At 64.4% G+C, this 21,480-nt stretch carries 18 protein-coding genes; 8 read left to right on the plus strand and 10 right to left on the minus strand.

Annotated features, from left to right (window positions below; translation table 11 throughout):
- The first annotated feature begins 26 nt into the window (after positions 1 to 26).
- Positions 27 to 335 (plus strand): hypothetical protein, encoded by a 309-nt coding sequence (locus N2K95_RS14840; RefSeq protein ID WP_260652165.1) that lies wholly within the window; start codon positions 27 to 29, stop codon positions 333 to 335.
- On the opposite strand, the gene N2K95_RS14845 is transcribed toward N2K95_RS14840, so the two are convergent.
- The 3 genes from N2K95_RS14845 to bsh all read right to left on the minus strand — a co-directional run bounded on the left by N2K95_RS14845 (position 332) and on the right by bsh (position 2,935).
- Entirely contained in the window at positions 332 to 820 is a 489-nt protein-coding gene (locus N2K95_RS14845) for a MarR family winged helix-turn-helix transcriptional regulator (protein ID WP_260652166.1), read from the minus strand. The two genes, N2K95_RS14840 and N2K95_RS14845, sit on opposite strands and share 4 nt — an antisense overlap.
- Complete coding sequence (locus N2K95_RS14850; protein WP_260652167.1) at positions 817 to 1,713, minus strand: alpha/beta hydrolase family protein; 897 nt, start codon at positions 1,711 to 1,713, stop codon at positions 817 to 819. Before N2K95_RS14850 ends, N2K95_RS14845 begins: the two co-directional genes overlap by 4 nt.
- 274 nt (positions 1,714 to 1,987) lie before the next feature.
- The gene (gene bsh / locus N2K95_RS14855; RefSeq protein ID WP_260652168.1) at positions 1,988 to 2,935 is read right to left on the minus strand and encodes a choloylglycine hydrolase; all 948 of its coding nucleotides are present in this window, start codon (positions 2,933 to 2,935) and stop codon (positions 1,988 to 1,990) included.
- Positions 2,936 to 3,224: 289 nt separating this feature from the next.
- Here bsh and N2K95_RS14860 point away from each other — a divergent pair, with 289 nt between their 5' ends.
- Genes N2K95_RS14860 through N2K95_RS14870 form a run of 3 tightly spaced genes read left to right on the plus strand, consistent with a single transcriptional unit; the run spans position 3,225 to position 6,578 of the window.
- The gene (locus N2K95_RS14860) at positions 3,225 to 4,265 is read left to right on the plus strand and encodes a nitroreductase family protein (RefSeq protein WP_260652169.1); all 1,041 of its coding nucleotides are present in this window, start codon (positions 3,225 to 3,227) and stop codon (positions 4,263 to 4,265) included.
- The gene (locus tag N2K95_RS14865) at positions 4,262 to 5,839 is read left to right on the plus strand and encodes a phenylacetate--CoA ligase family protein (RefSeq protein WP_260652170.1); all 1,578 of its coding nucleotides are present in this window, start codon (positions 4,262 to 4,264) and stop codon (positions 5,837 to 5,839) included. The genes N2K95_RS14860 and N2K95_RS14865 overlap by 4 nt, the downstream gene beginning before the upstream one ends.
- A gap of 55 nt (positions 5,840 to 5,894) precedes the next feature.
- The gene (locus tag N2K95_RS14870; RefSeq protein WP_260652171.1) at positions 5,895 to 6,578 is read left to right on the plus strand and encodes a M23 family metallopeptidase; all 684 of its coding nucleotides are present in this window, start codon (positions 5,895 to 5,897) and stop codon (positions 6,576 to 6,578) included.
- A 331-nt stretch (positions 6,579 to 6,909) separates the two neighbouring features.
- Here the strand turns inward: N2K95_RS14870 and N2K95_RS14875 are convergent, their stop codons facing one another.
- The 6 genes from N2K95_RS14875 to N2K95_RS14900 all read right to left on the minus strand — a co-directional run bounded on the left by N2K95_RS14875 (position 6,910) and on the right by N2K95_RS14900 (position 13,452).
- A complete protein-coding gene (locus tag N2K95_RS14875) occupies positions 6,910 to 7,707 on the minus strand; it encodes an HpcH/HpaI aldolase family protein (RefSeq protein WP_260652172.1) in 798 nt (265 codons plus the stop codon).
- The gene (gene hpaH / locus N2K95_RS14880; RefSeq protein WP_255791069.1) at positions 7,692 to 8,477 is read right to left on the minus strand and encodes a 2-oxo-hept-4-ene-1,7-dioate hydratase; all 786 of its coding nucleotides are present in this window, start codon (positions 8,475 to 8,477) and stop codon (positions 7,692 to 7,694) included. Before hpaH ends, N2K95_RS14875 begins: the two co-directional genes overlap by 16 nt.
- An 84-nt stretch (positions 8,478 to 8,561) precedes the next feature.
- Positions 8,562 to 9,659 carry a 3,4-dihydroxyphenylacetate 2,3-dioxygenase gene (gene hpaD, locus N2K95_RS14885; protein ID WP_260653834.1) on the minus strand — a complete coding sequence of 366 codons (1,098 nt, stop codon included), beginning with the start codon at positions 9,657 to 9,659 and terminating at the stop codon, positions 8,562 to 8,564.
- Positions 9,660 to 9,709: 50 nt separating this feature from the next.
- Positions 9,710 to 11,227 (minus strand): 5-carboxymethyl-2-hydroxymuconate semialdehyde dehydrogenase, encoded by a 1,518-nt coding sequence (gene hpaE / locus N2K95_RS14890; protein ID WP_260652173.1) that lies wholly within the window; start codon positions 11,225 to 11,227, stop codon positions 9,710 to 9,712.
- A 39-nt stretch (positions 11,228 to 11,266) separates the two neighbouring features.
- Positions 11,267 to 11,983: a GntR family transcriptional regulator gene (locus N2K95_RS14895; protein ID WP_260652174.1), complete on the minus strand. Its 717-nt coding sequence runs from the start codon at positions 11,981 to 11,983 to the stop codon at positions 11,267 to 11,269.
- Positions 11,980 to 13,452, minus strand: coding sequence for a fumarylacetoacetate hydrolase family protein (locus tag N2K95_RS14900; RefSeq protein WP_260652175.1), 1,473 nt, complete (start codon positions 13,450 to 13,452; stop codon positions 11,980 to 11,982). Before N2K95_RS14900 ends, N2K95_RS14895 begins: the two co-directional genes overlap by 4 nt.
- 200 nt (positions 13,453 to 13,652) lie before the next feature.
- Between N2K95_RS14900 and N2K95_RS14905 the strand changes: the two genes are divergently transcribed.
- The 3 genes from N2K95_RS14905 (at position 13,653) to N2K95_RS14915 (ending at position 18,702) form a co-directional block, all read left to right on the plus strand.
- On the plus strand, positions 13,653 to 16,451 hold the full coding sequence (locus N2K95_RS14905; RefSeq protein WP_260652176.1) for an ATP-binding protein: 2,799 nt from the start codon (positions 13,653 to 13,655) through the stop codon (positions 16,449 to 16,451).
- 30 nt (positions 16,452 to 16,481) lie between these two features.
- On the plus strand, positions 16,482 to 17,258 hold the full coding sequence (locus tag N2K95_RS14910; protein WP_260652177.1) for a DUF4145 domain-containing protein: 777 nt from the start codon (positions 16,482 to 16,484) through the stop codon (positions 17,256 to 17,258).
- A 397-nt stretch (positions 17,259 to 17,655) separates the two neighbouring features.
- On the plus strand, positions 17,656 to 18,702 hold the full coding sequence (locus tag N2K95_RS14915) for an alkene reductase (protein ID WP_260653835.1): 1,047 nt from the start codon (positions 17,656 to 17,658) through the stop codon (positions 18,700 to 18,702).
- Between the two features lie 162 nt (positions 18,703 to 18,864).
- Here N2K95_RS14915 and N2K95_RS14920 read toward each other — a convergent pair whose 3' ends face one another.
- Positions 18,865 to 20,067, minus strand: a complete 1,203-nt coding sequence (locus N2K95_RS14920; RefSeq protein ID WP_260652178.1) for a hypothetical protein — start codon at positions 20,065 to 20,067, stop codon at positions 18,865 to 18,867.
- A 529-nt stretch (positions 20,068 to 20,596) separates the two neighbouring features.
- Between N2K95_RS14920 and N2K95_RS14925 the strand changes: the two genes are divergently transcribed.
- Positions 20,597 to 21,451 carry an aldo/keto reductase gene (locus tag N2K95_RS14925; RefSeq protein ID WP_260652179.1) on the plus strand — a complete coding sequence of 285 codons (855 nt, stop codon included), beginning with the start codon at positions 20,597 to 20,599 and terminating at the stop codon, positions 21,449 to 21,451.
- Positions 21,452 to 21,480 lie beyond the last annotated feature (29 nt).

Consider the following 21,480-nt stretch of genomic DNA (forward strand, 5'->3'; position numbering starts at 1 on the left):
CGGCAATTTGGGCATGCCTGCAGGTCGTGGAACTTCAGCCTCGGAAGCGCAAGCATTTCATCGTTGCCCTGTTGCCTTGGCGCGGCGGATCGACGCCCGGCACCTCCGACGTGGCGGGACTCGTCCCGCTGGAACGGGCGTTGTCCGGGATACAGATCTTCACCGAAGGCCACTTGCAGGTCATTGGGAATGCGGAACCGAACGATGAAGGGCAGGAGCGTTTTTACGGCCCGGGCTATGTAGGCAAAGTAACGTCGGTGTGGGGCTGGAAAGCGACAATCTGGCACGCCCAGGACGCTGCGGACGGCGGGGTGTCCCTCACGGACCCGGACTAATCCAGCACCCGCCCCACATTCTCCAGCCAGCGGGCGACGACGGCCAGCTCCTGGGCACTGAACCCGTCGGTGATCTTCCCGTTCAGCTCGCCCAGCGCGGACTGCACGACGCCGAGCGCGGCCTTCCCGTCGGCGGTCAGGTTCACCCGGATGGTCCGGCGGTCCGCCGGATCCGGTACCCGGGTGAGGAGCCCGGCCTTCTCCAGCCGGAACAGCAACCCGCTCAGCCCGGCCGGCGAGGCATCCACGGCTTCGGCCACCTCGCCGGTGCTCGCCCCGGGACGGTTCGCCAGATACAGCAGCACGCCGGAGGCTGCCGCGCTGAGGCCGCGGTCTTCGCCCCGGCGTCCGATCCACCGGCGCAGCCTCCGCTCGGCGGTCAGCGTCAGGAAGACCAGCCGCGGCGGACGCCGCCCTCCGCCGTCGTCCGGCCCGCCGCTCTCCGTTCCAGCACTGCCCGGCCCGCTGGCAGCCCCTTGCCTCACAGCTGCTTCGCGATCCGTCCGTCCAGCCAGGTGAGGACCTCGGGCCACAGCTTGTCCTTAACCCCGCGCCGGAAGAAGCCCATGTGCCCGATCGCGGGTACCCCGGCGTCGTCGGGCGAGTAGGTGCGCCGCTCCAGCGGAGCGTTGGTGAGCCGGCTGTAGATGGCGTTGATCTGTCCCGGCGTGGCCCAGAGGTCGTCAGTGAAGCCGATGGACAGCACCTCGGCCTTGACCCGGGCTGCGCGTTCGGCGGCGTCCATGCTCGGATCGTCGAAGAAGTAGTTGGGCCGGCGGGACCAGGAGCTCCACTCGAGCATGGCGCCGCCGGGCATGTCCTCGCCCAGGCCCATTTTTCGGCCCGGCACTGCGCCGAGAAGCCGGCTGGTAAGTGGACCGAGGACCCGCAGGACCAGTCCCACGCGCAGCCGTTCCTTGGGATCCTGAATGGCCTTGGTGACACCGGCGTGCGAGGCCACGGCCACGAATCCGAGCAGTCCGTCGGTGCCGTTGTCCAGGGCCATCGCATGTCCGCCGATGCTGTGCCCGACGGCGAGGCGCGGCAGCTCGGGGAACCGCGCGGCCATCCAGTCCGCGGCGGCGGGCACGTCCTGGCTCATCCAGTCCCGCATCCGCAGTTTCCGGTTGCCCTTCGGACTGCCGGACGCGCCGGTGCCGCGGTAGTCGTAGGTCAGGACCGCGTACCCGTTTTCGGCCAGGTATTCGCTGAAGCCGGTGTAGAGCCGTTCGGCTACCGCTGTGGCCGGATGGATGATGACCGCGGCGCGGGGTGCGGCGTCGTCGGGCACTCGGAGGGTGCCGGCGAGCGCTCCGCCCGCGGGGACGGGGATGCTGATCCGTTCGGACGTGACCGCTGCCACACTATTATTTCGCATGCGAAGTAATTTACACGGGACAGAGGGTTTCGGATACCCGGCAGTCGAAAAGGCATTAGTTACCGTTTTCCGGCCGAAAAACGGTAACTAATGCTCTTTCGATCCGCTGGGCCTTGTCGGTCCACACTCCCCGCCCGCACGGCATCCCAGCCCTTGTTGCTGGAGGGGACCAACGGGACCACATCAGCCCCTACAGCACCAAAGTGTGGGACCCCGTGCTGTTGCACCGGCTCCGCCGGCACCACTGACCCGCAAGCGCGGCCGAGGCGACGAGCTACACCACCACAAGCTCCGTTCTATCTGCCCCGTGGTCGGCCATCGCCACGCTCTGGATTGCCGGATCCTCGTAGGTGTTCCAGTAATAGGTCATCGTGCGGGAGGAGAAGAGGCCGGTGTAGGTGGTCTTCTCAAACTCGCCCGAGCCCATGGCCGCGCTGCCGTCCACCATCGCGACCTGCTGCAGCGTGTGGAACGCACGGCTGACGTTCTCCTCTTCGCTCGTTTTGGGCGGATAGTGCGCGTGGACATAGGCCGCGCGGACAAACCGTGACGGCGAGTAGTAGTCACCGGGGATTCCCCGCATAAGCGACCCCGAGCCGAACGGGGTCAGGTGCGCCTGGTTGAGCACAACCTCCTCGGGGAAGTCGGGCGACGTGTTGAGGTAGTTGCGCAGGTTCTCGTGGTGCCAGCCGAAGCCGGGCTGGTTCGCCAGGACGTCGACGTCGTCGTGGAAAACGTGCATACCGTCGCTCGTGTACTCCACCACGATGGCGCGGGTCGAGTCCCCGATCAACCAGTGCAGCAGCGAGCTCGGATACTTTTCGTTGATCGGCCGGTCCACGATGACAACGCTGTCCAGGGCTGCCTCGACCTCGTCGACGGTGGCGAACTGGGAGGCCACCCAGAGTGGAAACTCAAACGCGGCGACATTCGTGGCGCCGTCGACCGGTGCCGACGCGTACTCCGCGTATCCCGGAAAGTTGAGGCCGCCGACGGCGAGGCCTGCGTCATTGCCGCAGTCGAAGTACAGCGGCGTATCTTCCTGCACGATGCCCATGCCGATGACGGCGTGCTCAATCTTCGGCACCGCACCGAAGGGCGACTTGGTGGCGTATCCGGTGGGCGTCAGCACCACCCGCTCCCCGAAATCGGACGTCCAGTCGAGGTTTCGTGCGAAATAGAGGTTGCCGCTGCCGTCCGTGAACCTGATGCCTGTGCACATGGTGACGCTCCCTGTTCCGGCGAAGCCCTGACGGAGTTTCGCCTGTCCGGTGGGCAGATGCCCAGAGAAGCTGGCGAAGAGGAGAACGGAGCTGGCTGCCCGTCATCCCCTGCCCTTTTCAGGGTAGGCCCGGACCCGGGGCGGACGGGAGGCTCCTCCCCAAACCCGGGCCCGGACCGGTGCAGGTCACCGTGCAGGTTCTTTCGTCACGACCTGGCAGCACCGAAAGAAACAAGCCACACGGGTAAGGAATGTGTCCTGCGCCACAAGTCACACTATGGTTGGGGGCATGTTCGAATCCGATGTCTGGGGGGCCATCATTAAGGACGCCCACCGATACCCGTCGCCGCACAATTCACAACCAATAAAGGTGCATCTGCGCAGCCAAACGCAGGCAGCCGTTTATTACGACCTCGACCTGGGCTTACCCGCGGAATCCTATGGAATTCCCTTCGGCCACGTCTGTGCCGGAGTTTTCCTGGAATCCCTCCGGGTCTGCGCCCAGGCCCGCGGATATGGGCTCCGCGAAGAACTTCACCTCAGTGACATGGACTTCGACTCAAAGGACCGGCTGCATTTCATCGGCCTAGTCACCCTGGTGCCCCAGGCGTCCGACCCCGAGGACCAGGCCGACTATGAAGCCTTCCTGGTCCGGCAGACCTCCCGCCGCCCCTATGACAACACCCTGGTCGACCCCGCCGCCGTCGCCGAAGTCGAAACCAGGGCGAAGCGGCACGGCCATGTCTTCCGCAGTTCCAGCGATCCCGCGCTGGTACGTTCCGTAGTCCACGTCAACCAGGCCACTCTCTTTGACGATCTGCGCAACGACGCCGTGCACCGGGAAATCCTCACCTGGCTCCGGTTCTCGCGTGCCGAGGCCAGACAGCGCGGTGACGGTCTGAGCGCCGAAACCATGCTGATGCCCGGACCCGTGCTGCGTTTCGCCATGCAGCACCGCGGATTGTGGGAGGCTCCGGTGGTCGGTGCACTCATCCGCAGAATCTACCTGAACACCATGCGCGGGGTGCGGCAGCTGGGCTGGCTGGAGGGGCCGTTCGACGGGCCGGCCGACTACGTGGAAGCCGGCCGCACGTTTATGCAGGTCTGGCTGGTGTTCACCCGGCACAATGTCTACCTGCACCCGTTCGGCACCGTGATCACCAACCAACGCTCGCACGCGGAGTTCGTAGCAGCCGCCGGAGCCGACGAGACTGACGGGCGGAAGGCATGGATGCTCTTCCGCTTCGGCCACAGCACTCCCCCGCCCCCGGCGCACCGGCGCCCCGCGTCCGCCATGATCCTTCCCGCTGCCCAGGAGCTGCATTCATGAAAAAGATCTTGATCTTCGCTTTCCTCGCCGTGCAGGAACGCTTCGTACGGCTGTTTATGCCCCGGGTCTCCACGCATCAGCTGCTGCTGCTGCCGGGAATTGAATCCCTCCGCTGGACACTGGGCCGGTGGCGCGCCTGGCGGACCTTCGAACTCGCGGCGAAGAAGGTCCCCGCCTACCGGCAGTTCCTGGCGAAGCACGACTTCCCGGGCCGACTTCCGGGCAACGGCACCGTCTACGACGAGTTCTCGCAGATTCCGGAAATGGACAAGGACAGCTACATCCGGCCCTGGAGCACCGAAGAACGCTGCCTGGGCGGCAAGCTGCCCCGCCGCGGCGTCGTAGTGGACGAATCCTCGGGCAGCTCCGGCGTCCCCACCAGCTGGGTCCGGGGTCCGGACGAGCGCGAGGCCACCCGCCAGCTGCTCCAGCTGGGCTTTGCCCGCACGTCCAAGGCGCTGGACAAACAGCCGTTTGTCCTCAATGCGTTTTCCCTGGGGGCCTGGGCCACCGGCATGAATGTCACGTCGTCGCTGACCGATGTCACCATGATCAAGTCGATCGGTCCGGACAAGGACAAGATCATCCAGACCATGCAGGAGTTCGGCACCGGTTTCACCTACATCATCCTGAGCTACCCGCCCTTCCTGAAGGCCCTGTTCGAGGACACCCGGCTGCGCTGGCAGGACTACGACATTGTCGCGGCGTTCGGCGGCGAGGGCATCAGCGAGAACATGCGCGCCCACATCAACAAATACACGCACGGCGCATTCGGCTCCTACGGCGCCTCCGACCTGGAAATCAACCTGGCCATCGAGACGGACTTCTCCGTCGCCCTGCGCCAGGCCGTCGCGGAGCACCCGAAGCTGGCCGCGCGCATCACCAAGCAGGACGAGTACGGCGTGCTGCCGATGATCTTCCAGTTCAATCCGTACGGCTATCTGATTGAAACCAACGACGCCGGCGAACTGCTCGTGACGATTGTGCGCCGGGAGAACATCAACCCCCGCATCCGCTACAACATCCACGACCGCGGCCATGTGATGCGGGTGCGGGACCTGAAGCCGATTCTGCGCGAATACGGCCTCACCCAGGTGCTGAGCGAGCAGCTGCTGGATCTGCCGCTGCTGTTCCACTACGGCCGGTCGGATCTGTCCGTGGACTTCAACGGTGCCGTCGTGGCTCCCGATGCGCTGCGGGACGTCATCTACAACGAGCAGGCGCTGCTCGACGCCGTCGAAAACCACCGCCTGATCAGCTACGAGGATGCGGCGGGCAACCGTCAGCTGCACATTGCGCTGCAGCTGAACGAGCAGGCCACCGAGTCCAAGGAGCTCGACGTCGAGCGGTACCTCGGGCACGTAGTCACCGAGCTGCGCCGGATGAACGGGGACTTCAACAACGCCATCCGGACCGCCCCGGACTCCACCCTGCCCACCGTGGCCTTCTATCCCTACCGGACTGGTCCTTTTACCGACGACGGACGCAAGCTTAAGAATGAGTACGTCTGGCAGCTGGACGGCGACGAAGTCGGGGACTGGGAGCTGGACTTCTCCTACACCGCACAGCAGTAGGGGCATATCCGGAGCCTGCGGGGCGTCGTCGTTCATCACCGCGAGAGGATCCGCAATGAACATCCCCGACGCCCCGCTGGCGGTCTCCCTCCCGTTCACCGGGACGTGGAAGGTGCAGAACAGTCCTCTGCGCCGGGTGCCCAGCCACGGTACGCATCTGCTTGCCACCACATACGCCATCGACTTCGTAGGCGTGGACGACGCCGGCCGGACGGCTCCCACGGTCAGCTGGCACACCGCGTTCGGCACCGAGCCGCCGGAGCTGTTCTTCGCGTTCGGGCGCCCGATCCTGGCGCCGGTTCCCGGGCAGGTGGTGACCGTGCACGACGGCGAAGCGGACCATGAGGCCCGCCGGTCGCAGCTGGCCCTGGTGCCCTACGTGCTGGGACAGCAGGGCCGGTTGCGGCAGGGAGCCGGTGCCATCGCCGGGAATTACGTCCTCATCGCCACGCCCGACGGCGGCGCGGTGGTCGGGGTGATGCATCTGCGGTCCGGGTCGATCCGGGTTTCTGCCGGGCAGCACGTGCGCGAGGGCGAGCAGATCGGGGACTGCGGAAACTCGGGCAACTCGACGCAGCCGCACGTGCATGTGCAGGCGATGGACCGGCCGGATCCGTGGACCGCCCGGGGAGTGCCGCTGGTTTTCCGGTCTTTCGGGGAGAAGCTCGTCCGCGGGAGGACGTTTATCCCCCGCGAGAACATGCTGCCGCAGGAAGCCTCCACGGTATTGGCGCCCTGACGGGCGTTGGCGCCCCTAGACATCGCCACCGAGACCGGGGCCGCGTCGGTATCAGGGGCGGTGCTGGGTCGGCGCAGCACAGCATCCCACGATGTGGTGCGGATGTTGCCTAAAGGGGTAACAGCAGCCCCACCAGCACCAGACCGTGGGACACCGTGCGGCTGACGGCGGCTGGGCGAATCGAAAGTGCACTAGTTACCGATTTTTTGACGGAGAACGGTAACTAGTGCAGTTTCGATTCCCGGGGACCACGGTCCGCGCCGATTCGTGCTCCGCCTGGTCCCAAATGCGCAGGTCGATGCGGTGCCGGACTTGCCGGGCCGGACTCCCTTCAGTAACTGGCCCGGGCGCCGCCGTCCGCAGATGAAATGAACTTCGCGGCCAGGGCTTCGCTGCCCCGGGCCAGGAGCGCGACGTCGGCGCCCACCAGGATGAAGTCCACGCCGGCCTCGATGTAGCGGCGGGCAGTTGCTTCGGCGAACGCGTTCACGCCCACCGGTTTCCCGGCGGCCTTCACCACTCGGATGCAGTGCTCGACGGCGGCCATCACCTCGGGATGTTCCTGCTGGCCGAGGAGGCCCATGGACGCGGCAAGGTCCGCCGGCCCGATGAACAGGCCGTCCACCCCGTCGACGGCGGCAATCGCCTCCACGTTGTCGACGGCGGCGGCGGTCTCGATCTGCACCAGCAGCGTCACGGATTCCGCGGCGTTCTCGAGGTACCCCTCGATCCGGTTCCAGCGCGACGCGCGGGCCAGGGCACTGCCCACCCCGCGGATGCCCAGCGGCGGATACCGGACGGCGCGGACCAGCTCCGCGGCCTGCTCCGGGGTGTCGACCATGGGAATCAGCAGGTTCTGCGCGCCCAGATCCAGGTACTGCTTCAGCAGCACCGCGTCCCCGCTCGGCGGGCGGACCACCGCGGTGACCGGATACCCGTGCACCGCCTGCAGCTGCGCGAGCAGGGATTCGAGCCCATTGGGGCTGTGCTCGGCGTCGATCAGCAGCCAGTCCAGGCCGGAGCCGGCGCAGATTTCCGCGATCAGCGGGCTGCCGGAACAGACCCACATGCCGGTCTGCCGACCCCCGGCCAAGCGGGCGGCGAAGGTTTCCTCTACTCGAAGCGGCATGTGATGGTTCCCAACGGTCCGTAGTCGGCAAAGACGGTGTCGCCCTTGTAGACCCACATGGGGCGGGTGAAGGAGCCGGCGAGGATGATTTCCCCGGCCTCCAGCGAGGTGCCGTGCACGGCGAGCTTGTTCGCCAGCCAGTACACACCCGCGGCGGGATGGTTCAGCACCCCGGCCGCGACGCCGGTTTCCTCGATGCCCTGGTTCCGGTAGAGCAGGGCCGACACCCAGCGCAGGTCGACGTCGGCCGGTTTCACCGGGTTCCCGCCGACCACCATGGCGCCCATCGCCGCGTTGTCCGCGATGGTATCCACAATGGTCCGGCCCTCCATCTCGATCCGCGAGTCCAGGATTTCCAGCGCGGGCACCACGTAATCGGTGGCATCCAGGACATCGAACAGCGTGCAGTTCGGCCCGGAGAGCGGCTTGCCCAGCACGAACGCCAGCTCCACCTCCACCCGGGGATGGGTGTACCGGTCCCACTCCAGGGTGCAGCCGTTTTCCAACACCATGTCGTCGAGGATGACGCCGTAGTCGGGTTCGGTGATGCCGGTGGCAGCCTGCATGGCCTTGGAGGTGAGGCCGATCTTGTGGCCGGCGAGGGACCGCCCGGAGGCGATCATCCGTTCCCGCCACAGGTTCTGCACCGCGTAGGAGTCATCGATGGTCATGTCCGGGTAGCGCGCGGTCAGGCGCGGCACCGGGGTGCGGGTGCGTTGGGCTTCGAGCAGCTCATCGGCCACCGCCCGGAGAGTTGATTGATCTAGCACGGCGATTCCTTTGGGTTCAGGGTGCAGCGTGTTCGGAGGGTGCGACGACGACGGCGCTGGGCTGGCGCCGTCGTCGGCCGCGGTCTAGAGCTGGGTGCCGATCTTGAAGCCCTGCGCGGCCTCGCCGGAGGAGCTGCCGGCGTCGTAGTCGGGGCGGGTGTAGGAGAACCCGTCGGCGCCGATGGTGACCGCCATTTCCGAGGTTTCGGTGCGGGCGGTGAGCGGCTGCGGGTTGCCGTCCAGGTCCAGCACCAGGGAGGCCTCGGTGTACCAGGACGGGACCACGGGGTTGCCCCACCAGTCGCGGCGCTGGTTGTCGTGGACGTCCCAGGTGATGGTGGGGTTGTCCGGATCGCCGGTGTAGTAGTCCTGCGTGTAGATCTCGATGCGGTGGTCGTCCGGATCCAGGATGTAGAGGTAGAAGGCGTTGGAGACGCCGTGCCGGCCGGGGCCGCGCTCAATCCGGTCGGAGATGCGCAGGGCGCCCATCTTGTCGCAGATCTGAATGATGTTGTGCTTTTCGTGCGTGGCGAAGGCCATGTGGTGCATCCGCGGGCCGTCGCCGCCGGTCAGGGCGGTGTCATGGACGGTGTGCTTGCGGTGCATCCACGCGGCGTAGGTGACGCCGTCGGAATCCTTGATGTCCTCGGAGACGCGGAAGCCCAGGTCCTCCAAGTAGGCGCGGCCGCGGGGCACGTCCGGGGTGACCTGGTTGAAGTGGTCCAGGCGGACCAGTTCCCCGGCGGAGTAGAGGTCATAGCGCTGGGTGAGGCGTTCCACGTGCTCGGTTTCGTAGAAGAACTCGTAGGGGAAGCCCAGCGGGTCCTCCACGCGCACGGAGTCGCCGATGCCCTTCACGAAGCCGTCCCTGCGGCGTTCGGTGCGGCAGCCCAGCTCCTTGTAATAGGCCTCGGCCACGTCCACGTCTTCGGGGGTGCGGACGCGGTAGGCCAGGGCGGCGACGGCGGCCACCGGACCCTTGCGCAGCACCAGGTTGTGGTGGATGAACTCCTCAAGGGAGCGCAGGTAGATGGCGTTCTCGTCCTCTTCGGTGACGTGCAGGCCGAGAACGTCCACGTAGAACTTCCGGGACCGTTCCAGGTCGGTGACCACCAGGTCCGTGTAGGCGCAGCGGACAATGTCCGGCGGGGCGATGCTGGGGGTGGGGATGCGGTTTTCGATGTCCATGGTTTTGCTCCTTTGCAAAAGGCGGGGGGAGTGCCGGGGAAGGGTTAGCCGTCGACCTTGGCGGCGTCGTCGGTCCCGAACTTGGGGGTGTGGACCTTGCCCAGGGAAATGTGCACGGCCTGCTGGTCGGTGTAGAAGTCGATGGAGCGGTAGCCGCCCTCGTGGCCCAGACCGGAGGCCTTCACGCCGCCGAACGGGGTGCGCAGGTCGCGGACGTTGTGGCTGTTGAGCCAGACCATGCCGGCCTCGGTGCTCTGCGCGAAGTTGTGCGCGCGGGTGAGGTCGGAGGTCCAGATGTAGGCGGCGAGCCCGTACTTGGTGTTGTTGGCCAGTTCCAGGGCTTCGGCTTCGGTGTCGAAGGGGGTGATGGCGACGACGGGGCCGAAGATTTCCTCCTGGAAGATCCGAGCGTCGGGGGCGACGTCGGCGAAGACGGTGGGGGCGATGTAGTTGCCCTCTTCCAGGCCTTCGGGACGTCCGCCGCCGGCGAGCAGGCGGCCCTCGGTCTTGCCGAGCTCCACGTAGGAGGCGACCTTGTCGAAGTGTTCGGGGTGCACGAGGGCGCCCACCTGGGTCTTCGGGTCGTGCGGGTCGCCGACGACGATGGTCTTGGCACGGGCGGCGAAGCGTTCGCAGAATTCGTCGTAGACCGGGCGTTCGACCAGGATGCGGGAGCCGGCGGTGCAGCGTTCGCCGTTGAGGGAGAAGACGCCGAACAGGGCGGAGTCGATCGCGGCATTGAGGTCCGCATCGGCGAAGATGACGCAGGGGCTCTTGCCGCCGAGCTCCATGGACATGCCCTTGAGGTTCTCCGCCGCGTTGCGGAAGATCGTCTTGCCGGTGGTGGTTTCGCCGGTGAAGGAGATCAGCGGGACCTGCGGGTGCTTCACCAGCGCGTCCCCGGCTTCCTCGCCCAGGCCGTTGACCAGGTTGAACACCCCGGCGGGGACGCCGGCGTCGGTGAAGATGTCCGCCCAGAGCGAGGCGGAGAGCGGGGTGAATTCGGCCGGCTTGAGCACCACGGTGTTGCCGGTGGCCAGGGCCGGGGCGAGCTTCCAGGATTCGAGCATAAACGGGGTGTTCCACGGGGTGATGAGCCCGGCAACGCCGATGGGCTTGCGGTTCACGTAGTTGATCTGGGAACCGGGGACCTTCATCGCGTCGTCGAACTGGGCGACGATCAGGTCCGCGAAGAAGCGGAAGTTCTCCGCGGCGCGCAGGGCCTGGCCCTTGGCCTGGGTGATGGGCAGGCCGGTGTCGAAGGTTTCCATTTCGGCCAGGCGTTCTTCCTGGGCTTCGACGGCGTCGGCGATCCGATTGAGGATGCGGGCGCGTTCGCGCGGCTTCATTTTCGGCCAGGGACCGTTCACGAAGGCTTCGCGGGCGGCGGCGACGGCGGCGTCGATGTCTTCCTTCTGGCCCGCGGCAGCGGTGGCGTAGGTCTTGTTGGTGACCGGATCCAGCACGTCGAAGGTGGCGCCGCTGGCGGAGTCCACGAACTTGCCGTTGATGAAGTGCTGGATGTGGGTGGGCAGGTTCTCCGGGACGAAGTGCGTCGTCATGGGGTGTTCCTCTTTCTGCGTTGAATCGTGGAGGTTTCTTTAGATCGGGGAGGGCGGCTGGTGGTTCTGGGCCAGGAAGGCGTTGAGCGTGGTGGTGCGGTGCGCGCGGGCGGCGTGCTCGACGTCGGCCGGTGCTGCTTGTGCCTCGATCAGGTCCAGCAGTGCGTCGTGTTCGGACACCGAGGCGTGTGCCCGGTCCGGGACGTACCGGAAGACGGAGGAGCGCATGCGGCCCAGCCGGTTCCAGCCGCGGTGGACCAGCTCCAGGATGTGCGGATTGGGGCAGCGGGCGTAGAGCAGGGCGTGGAACTCGGTGTTCAGGGCGGTGAAGCGGACCGGATCGAAGTTGTCCAGGACCTCGCGCATCTGGTTGTTGAGTTCCCGGGCTTTCGCCAGTTCCTCGGCACTGATGTTCGGGGCGGCGAGGGCGGTGGCGGCGCCCTCGATGATGCTGAGGGTCTGCATGGTGTGCAGGTACAGGTCCGGGTCGATGCCGGCAACGGTGGCGCCGACGTTGCGGACAAAGTGCACCAGCCCTTCGGCTTCGAGCCGGCGGATGGCTTCCCGGACGGGGACCACGCTGCAGCCCATCTCGGTGGCGATGCTGCTGAGCACCAGCCGGTAGCCCGGGCTCATTTCGCCGCCTAGGATGCGTTCCTTCAGCAGTGAATAGGCCTGCTCCGATTTGGAGCCGGCGCCCGTGGCGGTGCTGGCGGCTTGGCCCGTGCTGCTGGCGGTCCCGCTCACGCTGCTCATGCCTGTTCCGCTGCCCAGGCCTCGTACTTTTCCTTCCAGGCGGCGTTCATCGGGTAGAGCCCGTCCACACCGTGGCCCGCCTTCACCATTTCAGCGATGAACTCTTCCTGGTGTTCCTGCTTGATGCACGCCTCCACCAGCTCTTCGGCGAGGGCCGGCGGGATGACCAGGATGCCGTCGTCGTCGGCCACGATGATGTCGCCGGGCTGCACGGTGGCGCCGCCGCAGGCGATGGTGATGTCGGTGTCCCAGGGGACATGCTTGCGGCCGAGGACGGCGGGGTGCGGGTTGGCGCAGTAGACGGGCAGGTCGATGCCGGCGACGGTGGAGTAGTCGCGCACGCCGCCGTCGGTGATGATGGCGGCGGCGCCGTTGTGCTTGGCGCGCAGGGCGAGGATGTCGCCCAGGGTGCCGGTGCCCTTTTCGCCGCGGGCTTCCATGACCAGGATTTCGCCCTCGCCCACGGAGTCGATGGCGCGCTTCTGTGCGTTGTAGCCGCCGCCGTGGGACTTGAAGAGGTCCTCACGGTTGGGCACGAAACGCAGGGTGCGGGCGGTGCCGACCACCTTGCGGCCGGGGCGGGTGCCGGTGAGGCCGTCGATGGAGACGTTATTCAGGCCGCGGGCGCGCATCTGCGAGGACAGGGTGGCGGTGGCGACGGATTCGAGTTTGGCCCGAAGTTCCGGGCTAAGGGCTTGCTGCGCTTCCTGCTGCGGGGCTAGGCCGGCCTTTTCCGCGGAGCCCCAGGCTTCTTCGCGCTGCTTGTCGTCGATCTTCGGCTGCGCGCCGAAGCGAGCCAGCGGGGTGATGCCATCGGTGACGGTGGTGGCGAGGCGGCCGGTGGTTTTGTCTGTGCCGGGGACGTCGACTTCGACTTCGAGGCGGTCGCCGGGGACGGCCACGGAGGCGCCGGCGGGGGTGCCGGTGAGGATCAGGTCGCCCGGTTCCAGGGTAAGCAGCTGCGAGAGGTCCGCGACCAGCTGGGCGAAGGGGAAGAGCAGGTCTGCGGTGGTGTCGTCCTGCGCGAGGTCGCCGTTGACCCAGGTGCGGACGCGCAGGGCGGCGGGGTCGACGTCGGCCGCGTTGAGGATGTGCGGGCCGACGGGGGTGAAGCCGTCGCCGCCCTTGGAGCGGAGGTTGGAGCCTTTGTCTGCCCAGCGCAGGTCGTAGACGCCCAGGTCATTGCTGGCGGTCACTCCTTCGACGTAGCTCCAGGCGTCCTCGATGGTGACGCGGCGGGCGGTCTTGCCGATGATGAGGGCGATTTCGCCTTCGAAGCCGAGCAGCTCGCAGCCTGCCGGGCGCTCCACGCTGCCGCCGGTCAAGGCCAGCGAGGAGCTGGGCTTGAGGAAGTAGGAGGGCTGTTCCGGGATGCGTCCGCGTTCTGCTGCCCGTGAGGGGTAGTTGATGTGGACGGCGATGACCTTGCCGGCCTGCTGCAGCGTGTCCTTGGTGGCGTCGTTGCCCATGTCTCTCCTGGATCAGGTACGAAATCGTATATGATCAGGGTTACATGTGGTGGGGGTCACGTCAAGAGTGACGAATTGTCTACCATGCAGAACCCGAAAATTACCAGGTTCTGCACAGATTGAGTGGATATACAGGTCGCAAGTCGAGTCACGGACGTGTCGATCTGACAGGGGCCGAACCTAAACGGAATAATAGGAGAATGTACCTATACGGCCGAGGCGAGGGTCTCCAGCGCTTACAGAGCAACGGTAATGGCTTCATTGCTGTAACTGGTGACTCGGGCATCGGCAAGTCCGCCTTACTTGGCGAACTGGTTCGCACCGATCGCCACGGCTGGATCACCGCCCCCGTTGCCAACCTTCGCTCGGCTCCAGGGCAACTTCACAATTCCCTAATTAGTCAATTGACCGCCGTTCTCGACCTTTACTTGGCCGACCGCACCGCTGTGACCACTGCCCTTCAGTTCATATCCGAGGCCGCTAAGCGTCTCGGCTCAGTAGGAGGCAAAGAAATCTCCCGCGTAGTCGGAGTCGAGATCCTCAACTTACTCAAGTCGCGGCTGGGCCCAGAGTTCGGCGAATCTATCGGGAACATGGTCGGGAACATACTCCAGGCTGGAGACGAATCTTTACAGCAACGCCTCGCGAGCTCATCCGAACTGGGAACTGTGGAAATTGTGCTCAAGTTTGCGGAGGAGATCATTGATCTCACAGGCTCCGGTATACGCCTTGTTCTCGACCGGGCAGAGCGGCTCTCGCCGGGCGATAAAGCGATCCTTCTTGACATGGCCGAGATGCTTCCGGGGCGCGTACAGGTCCTCATCGGTCTAAGTACCGCGACGGTTGAAAACCGTGCATTTATGACCCGCCTAGCTGAAACCGGCGCCGCCATATTTGAGATCTACCCGCTCGGGCTGGAATCCACACGCCAATGGATGACGGATACCGAAGTTAGCGCACTTTCAGCAGAAGACCTCTTGCGTATAACGAGTGGCTATCCCCTATTTCTCGCTGAGGCAATAAACGCGCTACGAGCGGGCCACGAAATCCATAGTGTCGAACCAGCAATCGCCTTTCAAGAACTTACAAAGACGTCGTGGAATCAACTGGCTATTCCCGCAAAGATCGCTGCACGAAAGCTGGCGGTTTTCGGCGAAAGTCCACCAGATGACTTTATCGCATCCATCCTTGGCTGCGACCAAAATACCTGGTCGGCAGTCCGAGATGACCTGCTCCATTACAGGATTTTCATTACCGACAACGAGGGCGTGGCCTGGTTTCACGACCGGCGGCGAGACGTGTTACTTCACTCCATTATGAATACCCAAGACCGGGATGACGCAGTGCTAGCAGCCCTGGAATCCCTCGATACGGAACTCGAATCCCTAAAGCATATTCCTCACTGGACTGCAGCTTGCCTCTCCGAACTATCCGCGACCGGTCCTATTCAGGGAAAATACGCGCACATAGCTAATGTGGGCGCCTCCTCCCGCGATGGCATGGCTGTCCTGTTTGCTTTGCTTGAGCTTATGGAACCCCAAGAAACAAACCGGTCGGAGTTCATCGAAACTAATTTGCTACTTGAGTACGCTTCCAATGTAGTCGGCGTAACTGGAGATAGCGTTGACGGATTGCAAGAACTTGAGAACCTCGGTTTTGCCTCCACTTACAGCAAACAGACGATTTCCATCACGACGCATCTAATTGCTGATAATCTCACGTATGCGACTATCCTCGGAAGGATGACCAGAGAGTTTGGCCGATGGATTATTCCAAGTATCGCGAGCAGTCTCTTTAACGGCTATTTGCGGCCTTTGGTCTCGCCATTCCAGGCGGCGGGCTTCGGCATGGGAACATCTTCCCTGACTAAGATGGCAAGGGACGCCAGACAGGCGTCGGAACAACCTCGGGGCTACACAAGCGGCCGAAGCGGCGCTGTTCTTGCGGTGACTGCCCGACTTGGCGGGCGCCCTTTCTTCGCTGGCATTGGATTCCAGAACATTCAGGACCGAGACGCTGCCGCTGAACGGCTTGCTGCGTCACAAGTTCAGATTAGGGAAGAGCGTCTAATTATCTCTTCTATGCACCGGTTGCCCGTCCCTAGACTCCGCTCTCGACGTGTACGGGACATCTTCAACCTCCTGGGTCTACTTGATTCAGAGAGAGCAACCCCTCTCGTCGGGCCCCATTTTCACCTGGCGTCGGCACAGCATCGAGTGGACGCGCTGGAGGCCGTTAGGACTTTCCTCACGGACACAGAAGCTGCAGCGTGCGATCTATTAGAGCCGAGATCGATACTGGTTGACCAGAGACACGCCCCATCATCCATTATGGAAATTTACGTGTCTGGGATTGAAGCCCGCGCTGAATTGGTTGATATTTCTGAGGAGGAAGTCAGCCCTTGTGACGATCCCCTGTTCGGCTACAAGCTTTCTCGACAAGGGCAGCTATTGCAGGGGGAAAGGGTCCGCGGATGGTCACATAAGGGATACTTAGAAGATTCCATGCCGAAGCATGAGCCGTTCGCCGAGGTTGCTGAGGAAGTCACATCATCCATAATGGAATTTAATAAATTCCAAGAAGTTGAGCGAATACCATTGGATGCCCCCAGCTTGGAGTCTTCCATAAACCTTTACCGCCATCAGTGCATAGAAGTTGCCCAAACAGTCCTGACAACTGGGCTTGGCGATCCACAGGCCTTATCGGATGCAACAGGGATTTCCCTCTACGTGAGCATCTACCCATCCGATATAGATTTGATAGAGGGGTATGGTGCTACGTGTATCAGGTTTCCCAGCGCCGAGCCGTCCGTGACTGTAAATAGAACCGAGCACGCGCCCACCCGTGAAGAATCTCGCGACTGGCTGACCGGTGCGGCGAACGGTCTGAGCAGCGTAGTAGCAGTTACCTGGTCTCAACACCCATTTGCCGAAGATCTCATCGCCGAACTCTTGGGATACGACGTAAGCGATATTCGGCTTGTGGATCCGCATCCCTGAGGCGCCGGTGGATCTAGTTATGCTCTAGGCATGCCAGTAGATCCTGCACTTTTCAACTTAGCCAAGCCTATCGAGTCAGATCAGCCATGGCCCCGCCCTACCTGCCCAACCTGCCAGGCCGGATACGTCGGCTTCTCGTCACCCACTGAGCAAGAAGGCCATGCGTCTATCGCGCTGCGCGGCCATCCCGCATTTGACCCCGAATGGGTTTCTGGCACATTCGTTATTCGAGGACAGTGCGAGAATCCCGAATGTCAGCAAGCTGTGAACGGCACCGGCGACTTCAACGTCGGCTACTCGCAGGAATCTTACATCGATGACCCTGAGTACTACGGTCCCTCGTACTCCAAGTACTACAGGGTCACGCATTTGCATCCTCCGATGTTGTTGATGCCGATCCCTCAGTCTGCTCCGGGACAGGTCCGGGAGGCTGTGCTCCGCGCATCTCGCGTGCTCTTCGCTGATGCCGGGCTAGCGGCAACCGCGCTGCGTACGGCGGTGGAACGCTTCTTAACCTCGGAAAACATAACTGCGCACCGTACAACCGGCAGCTTTCGCAACGTACACGAACGCATCAAGGAGTGGCGGGAAGCCGACTCCCAACGCCCTCCGGTTGCGGACCTACTTTTCGCAGTGAAGTGGCTTGGAAATGCTGGGACTCACGAGGACTCGGACCTGACCACAAACGAGGTGCTGGACGGCGCCAGAGTGCTGGACGAAGCGTTCCACCGTCTCTTCACTGGTCCAGATATCGACGCACATGCGCGGACCATCAACACAGCCATGGGGCCCTCCCGACAGCCCTAAGGCGAACCAGGCGGCTGCTGCAAGGCTAGGGATGGCCCATAACTGGCTTTCCACTTATGGGTAACACCGCTCTCATGGGAAAGGTGATCCGGAGAAGCATGAAGCGCACTGCCATGTCCTGACCACGGGGCGTTGTTTATACCCTAAACCTCCTATGCCGACTCTTCGTCAACCCAATAAATCGGGTTCAGGTATCCCGGCATTTCCCGTTAGAGCGAAGCGTTAAGCATTTAATCCGTTACCAACCTCACTGAGACCATGCCTGTTCCGCGGAATATCTCCGGTGGTCCTCCTAGTTGGGTTATTAGACAACTTCGTCCCGGACACCTCCGCCCTGTGCACACGCAACAAAAGGAACCCCCACTTGAAACTCTTTACCCCCCTCACCGTCGGCACCATGGAACTGCCCAACCGCCTCGTCATGGCACCGATGTCCCGCGTGCGCGCCGACCGCAACGGCGTGCCCACCGACATCATGGTCGAGCACTACCGCCAGCGCGCCTCCATGGGCCTGATCATCACTGACGGCATCTACCCCTCCTTCACCGGCCAGGGCAACGCGCTGATGCCCGGCCTGGTCACCGAGGAGCACGTCGCCGGATGGAAGCGCGTCACAGACGCCGTGCACGAGGCCGGCGGCCGGATCGTCGCCCAGCTGATGCACTCCGGACGCGTTGCGCACGAAAACATCAACGGCGGCCGCCCCGTCGTTGCCCCCAGTGCCATCGCAGTTGAAGGCATGGCGCACACCTACGACGGCAAGCAGCCCTTCCCGGTGCCGCACGCCCTTACCGAAGCCGAACTCCCCGGCGTCGTGCAGGATTTCGTCTCCGCGGCGCAGAATGCGATGAAGGCAGGGTTCGACGGCGTCGAGCTGCACGGCGCCAACGGGTACCTGCTGCAGGAATTCCTCTCCCCCGTCTCAAACACGCGCACCGACAACTACGGCGGATCGCCGGAGAACCGGGCCCGCCTGGTCATCGAGGCCTTCCGTGCCGTGGCCGAGGCCATCGGCGCCGAACACACCGGCATCCGCATTTCCCCGGAACACAACATCCAGGGCGTGCTGGAAACCGACCGTGCCGACGTGACCGCCACCTACACCGCCCTGGTGGACGGCATCGCCGATCTGAAGCCGGCCTACCTGTCCATCCTGCACGCCGATCCGGCCGACGAAATGGTCCAGGGCCTGCGCCGCCGCTTCGGCGGCCCGGTGCTGATGAACACCGGCTTCGGCACGGTCACCACCCGCAGCGACGCCGTCATGCTGCTCGAGGAGAACCTGGCCGACGCCGCCGTCGTCGGCCGTCCCGTGATCGCCAACCCGGACCTGGCCCGCCGCTGGCAGGAGGACCACCCGCTGAACGAAATCGACCAGACCACCGTCTACACCGACGGTGCCGCCGGCTACACGGACTACCCGGTGCTGGCTCCGGTTTCCTAGCTCGAACGAACGACGGCAGGCCCTCCGCATAATGCGGGAGGCCTGCCGCCGTTTAGGGGCCTTCTGCTAACCGTTCTAGCCCTGCAGTCCGCGACTCCAGCCGGCAGGGCTGCGGAGAGTTTGTCGGAAAGGGCAGCCCTGAACGGTGACTCCGGCCCCGGGTTACGGCCCCGGGGGCGGCGGCTGCACCGGGGGCGGCGGGGGCTGTCCGTCGTCGTACCCGGGCCCGCCTTTGTGTCCCGTACCTCCCGGGCCGAGGTCATTCCGTGACGCTGTGCTTACCTGCCGCCACGGGCGCCGGTCGTAGATCGCAAGGAGCTGCGCGCCGATCCCGAGGAATACCATGCCCAGCCATACGGCGATGTTCAGCCACGGAATATGCAGCGCAACGATGAGGATAGCCCCGCCGACGAGCGCCTTGACCACCGGACGCTGGCGGCCGCGGAACACCAGCCTTCCGATGTAGTAGGAGCTGAATACGAATGCCGCGAGGGTGAGCGTGATCCAGACCAGCAGGATGGCCAGCGCGAGGGGTGCGCCGACGAAGGTGAACAGCAGAAGCACAATCGCAAACGGAACGACGATCGAGGCCACGAACCCTACGAGCAGAGCCTTCCAGGGAGTCGGTATGAGGCGGTCGGTGACGTTGTGCAGCAAGCGGGGGAAAAGTAATCCCGCGAGGAGGGTGATGAGGCTCAGCGCAACCAGCGCGTAAAGCAGGCCAAGCAACCAGCCGACGAACCGTTCTCCCTGCGTTGGCTCGTCGGAGTCTGGCGGGGAGATGCGCTCCACGGTGCCGCTGACCGCCCCGTCGGCGATGCGGGCGTCGTCGTTGGAACTGTAGGTGAGGTTACCCCCGACCGTCCCCTCAATGGTGAGGTCGCCAACACCAACCTGCACATCACGGCCGACCGCGCCGGCTATGTCGACATCGCCCGCGGCACCCACCAGGTCGTCTCCGAAGGAACCGCTGTCGGTAAGATCCACCGTCGAAGCGAAGATGGTGCCGCTGCGCGAGATCTCCCCGCTGATGGTCACATCCTGCCCGGCGAGACGCACATTGCCGTCAACGTTTCCGCTGATGTCGATCGTCTGGCCGGCCGCGATGACGTCGCCCGTCACGTTGCCGGTGATGGTGATCTGCTGGGCCGACACGTACACGTCCCCGGAGACATCGTCCCGCACATCCACGGTTATGCCGTTGTAGAACTGCGGACCCGTATTGTCGTTCTGGTCATTCGGCGCAGCCGGCAGCGACTGCGGGACCGGGGAGAAGGCGAATGCGCCCGTCCCGGTTCCCAAAATCAGAATGATGGCGGCGAGGATTGCGGAGAAAGCCCGCCCTGGCGAAAGAGGAAGTCTCATTGGGTCGCCTTTCAGGTACCTGCATATGGACGCATCCACGACGCTCTTGATCCTGGCTGTGCGGCAAGCATCTTGGCAGAGGTGCCATGCGCCCATGGTCACGCCGTCGAAGGGTGCTGTAAAGGTGCGCGTGCTAATCCGGGAACCTGCCGACTGCAGACGCGGGATGTCCGGGGAGGGCAGGCGCCGTCGTCGAGACCTTCACACCCTCTGGGCGAGTTGAGACCGGGTTCGGAAGCCGGTAGCCCTCACCACCCGCGACGACGCGATCATGCTGCTCGAAGAGGACCTGGCCGACCGAAGTGCCTCGCCGACGACACCGAAGCGTCATGTGCACGGCATCTCACCCGGTCCAGAAGCGCCGCTGTTGCCGGAGCTGTGGCTTGTCGCCATTGTAAACAGCCGGGGGCCGGGCTGTTTAACCGTGCTCTCCGGACCTGACTTCCGGCTAGCAGTACCGCCCGGCGGAACGCTGCGGCACCATGGCAGTGAACGGCCATGCTTTTCCGCCAACGCAAGGAGCACACCGGTGATCCTGACCGAGAATTACACACTCGCCAACGGGCAGCCGATTCCGAAGCTGGGCCTGGGCACCTGGTTCATCCCGGACGCCGCAGCAGCGCAGGCCGTCCGGGAGGCGGCGGCGATCGGCTACCGCAACATCGACACCGCGCAGGCCTACGGCAACGAGCACGGCGTCGGGGAGGGGGTGCGCAGCAGCGGCATCCCGCGCGGGGAGCTTTTTGTCTCCAGCAAGCTGGCCGCCGAAATCAAGGACTACGACGGCGCGGTGGCGGCGATCGACGGCTCGCTCACCACAATGGGCCTGGACTATCTGGACCTCATGCTGATCCACAGCCCGCAGCCCTGGAACGACTGGCGCGGTGGGTCCTATGCCGAGGGCAACCGGGAGGCCTGGCTGGCGCTCGAGGAGGCCCAGATGGCGGGAAAACTCCGCTCCATCGGCGTCTCCAACTTCGAACGGCAGGACCTGGAGAACATCCTCGGCTCCTGCACTGTCGCCCCGCAGGTCAACCAGGTGCTGCTCCACGTGGGCAATACCCCGGATGACCTCCTCGCGTACTGCGCAGCGCAGGACATCCTCATCGAGGCCTACTCCCCCATCGCCCACGGCGAAATGCTGCGGAACACCGACGTCGCCGCCATGGCGCAGCGCTACGCGGTGACCGTCCCGCAGCTGTGCATCCGCTACGCCCTGCAGCTGGACACGGTGCCTCTGCCCAAGACGGCCAACCCGGAGCACATGAGGAGCAACGCTCTGGTTGACTTTGTCATTTCCGACCCGGACATGGCCACGCTGCGGAACCTGCGCATCAGCGACTACGGCAGGTCCAGCCGGTTCCCGGTCTTCAGCGGCAAATAGCCGCTCCGGTTGCTGCTCCGCCGCAGGGA

It is taken from the genome of Arthrobacter zhaoxinii (assembly GCF_025244925.1).
Lineage (GTDB): Bacteria > Actinomycetota > Actinomycetes > Actinomycetales > Micrococcaceae > Arthrobacter_B > Arthrobacter_B zhaoxinii.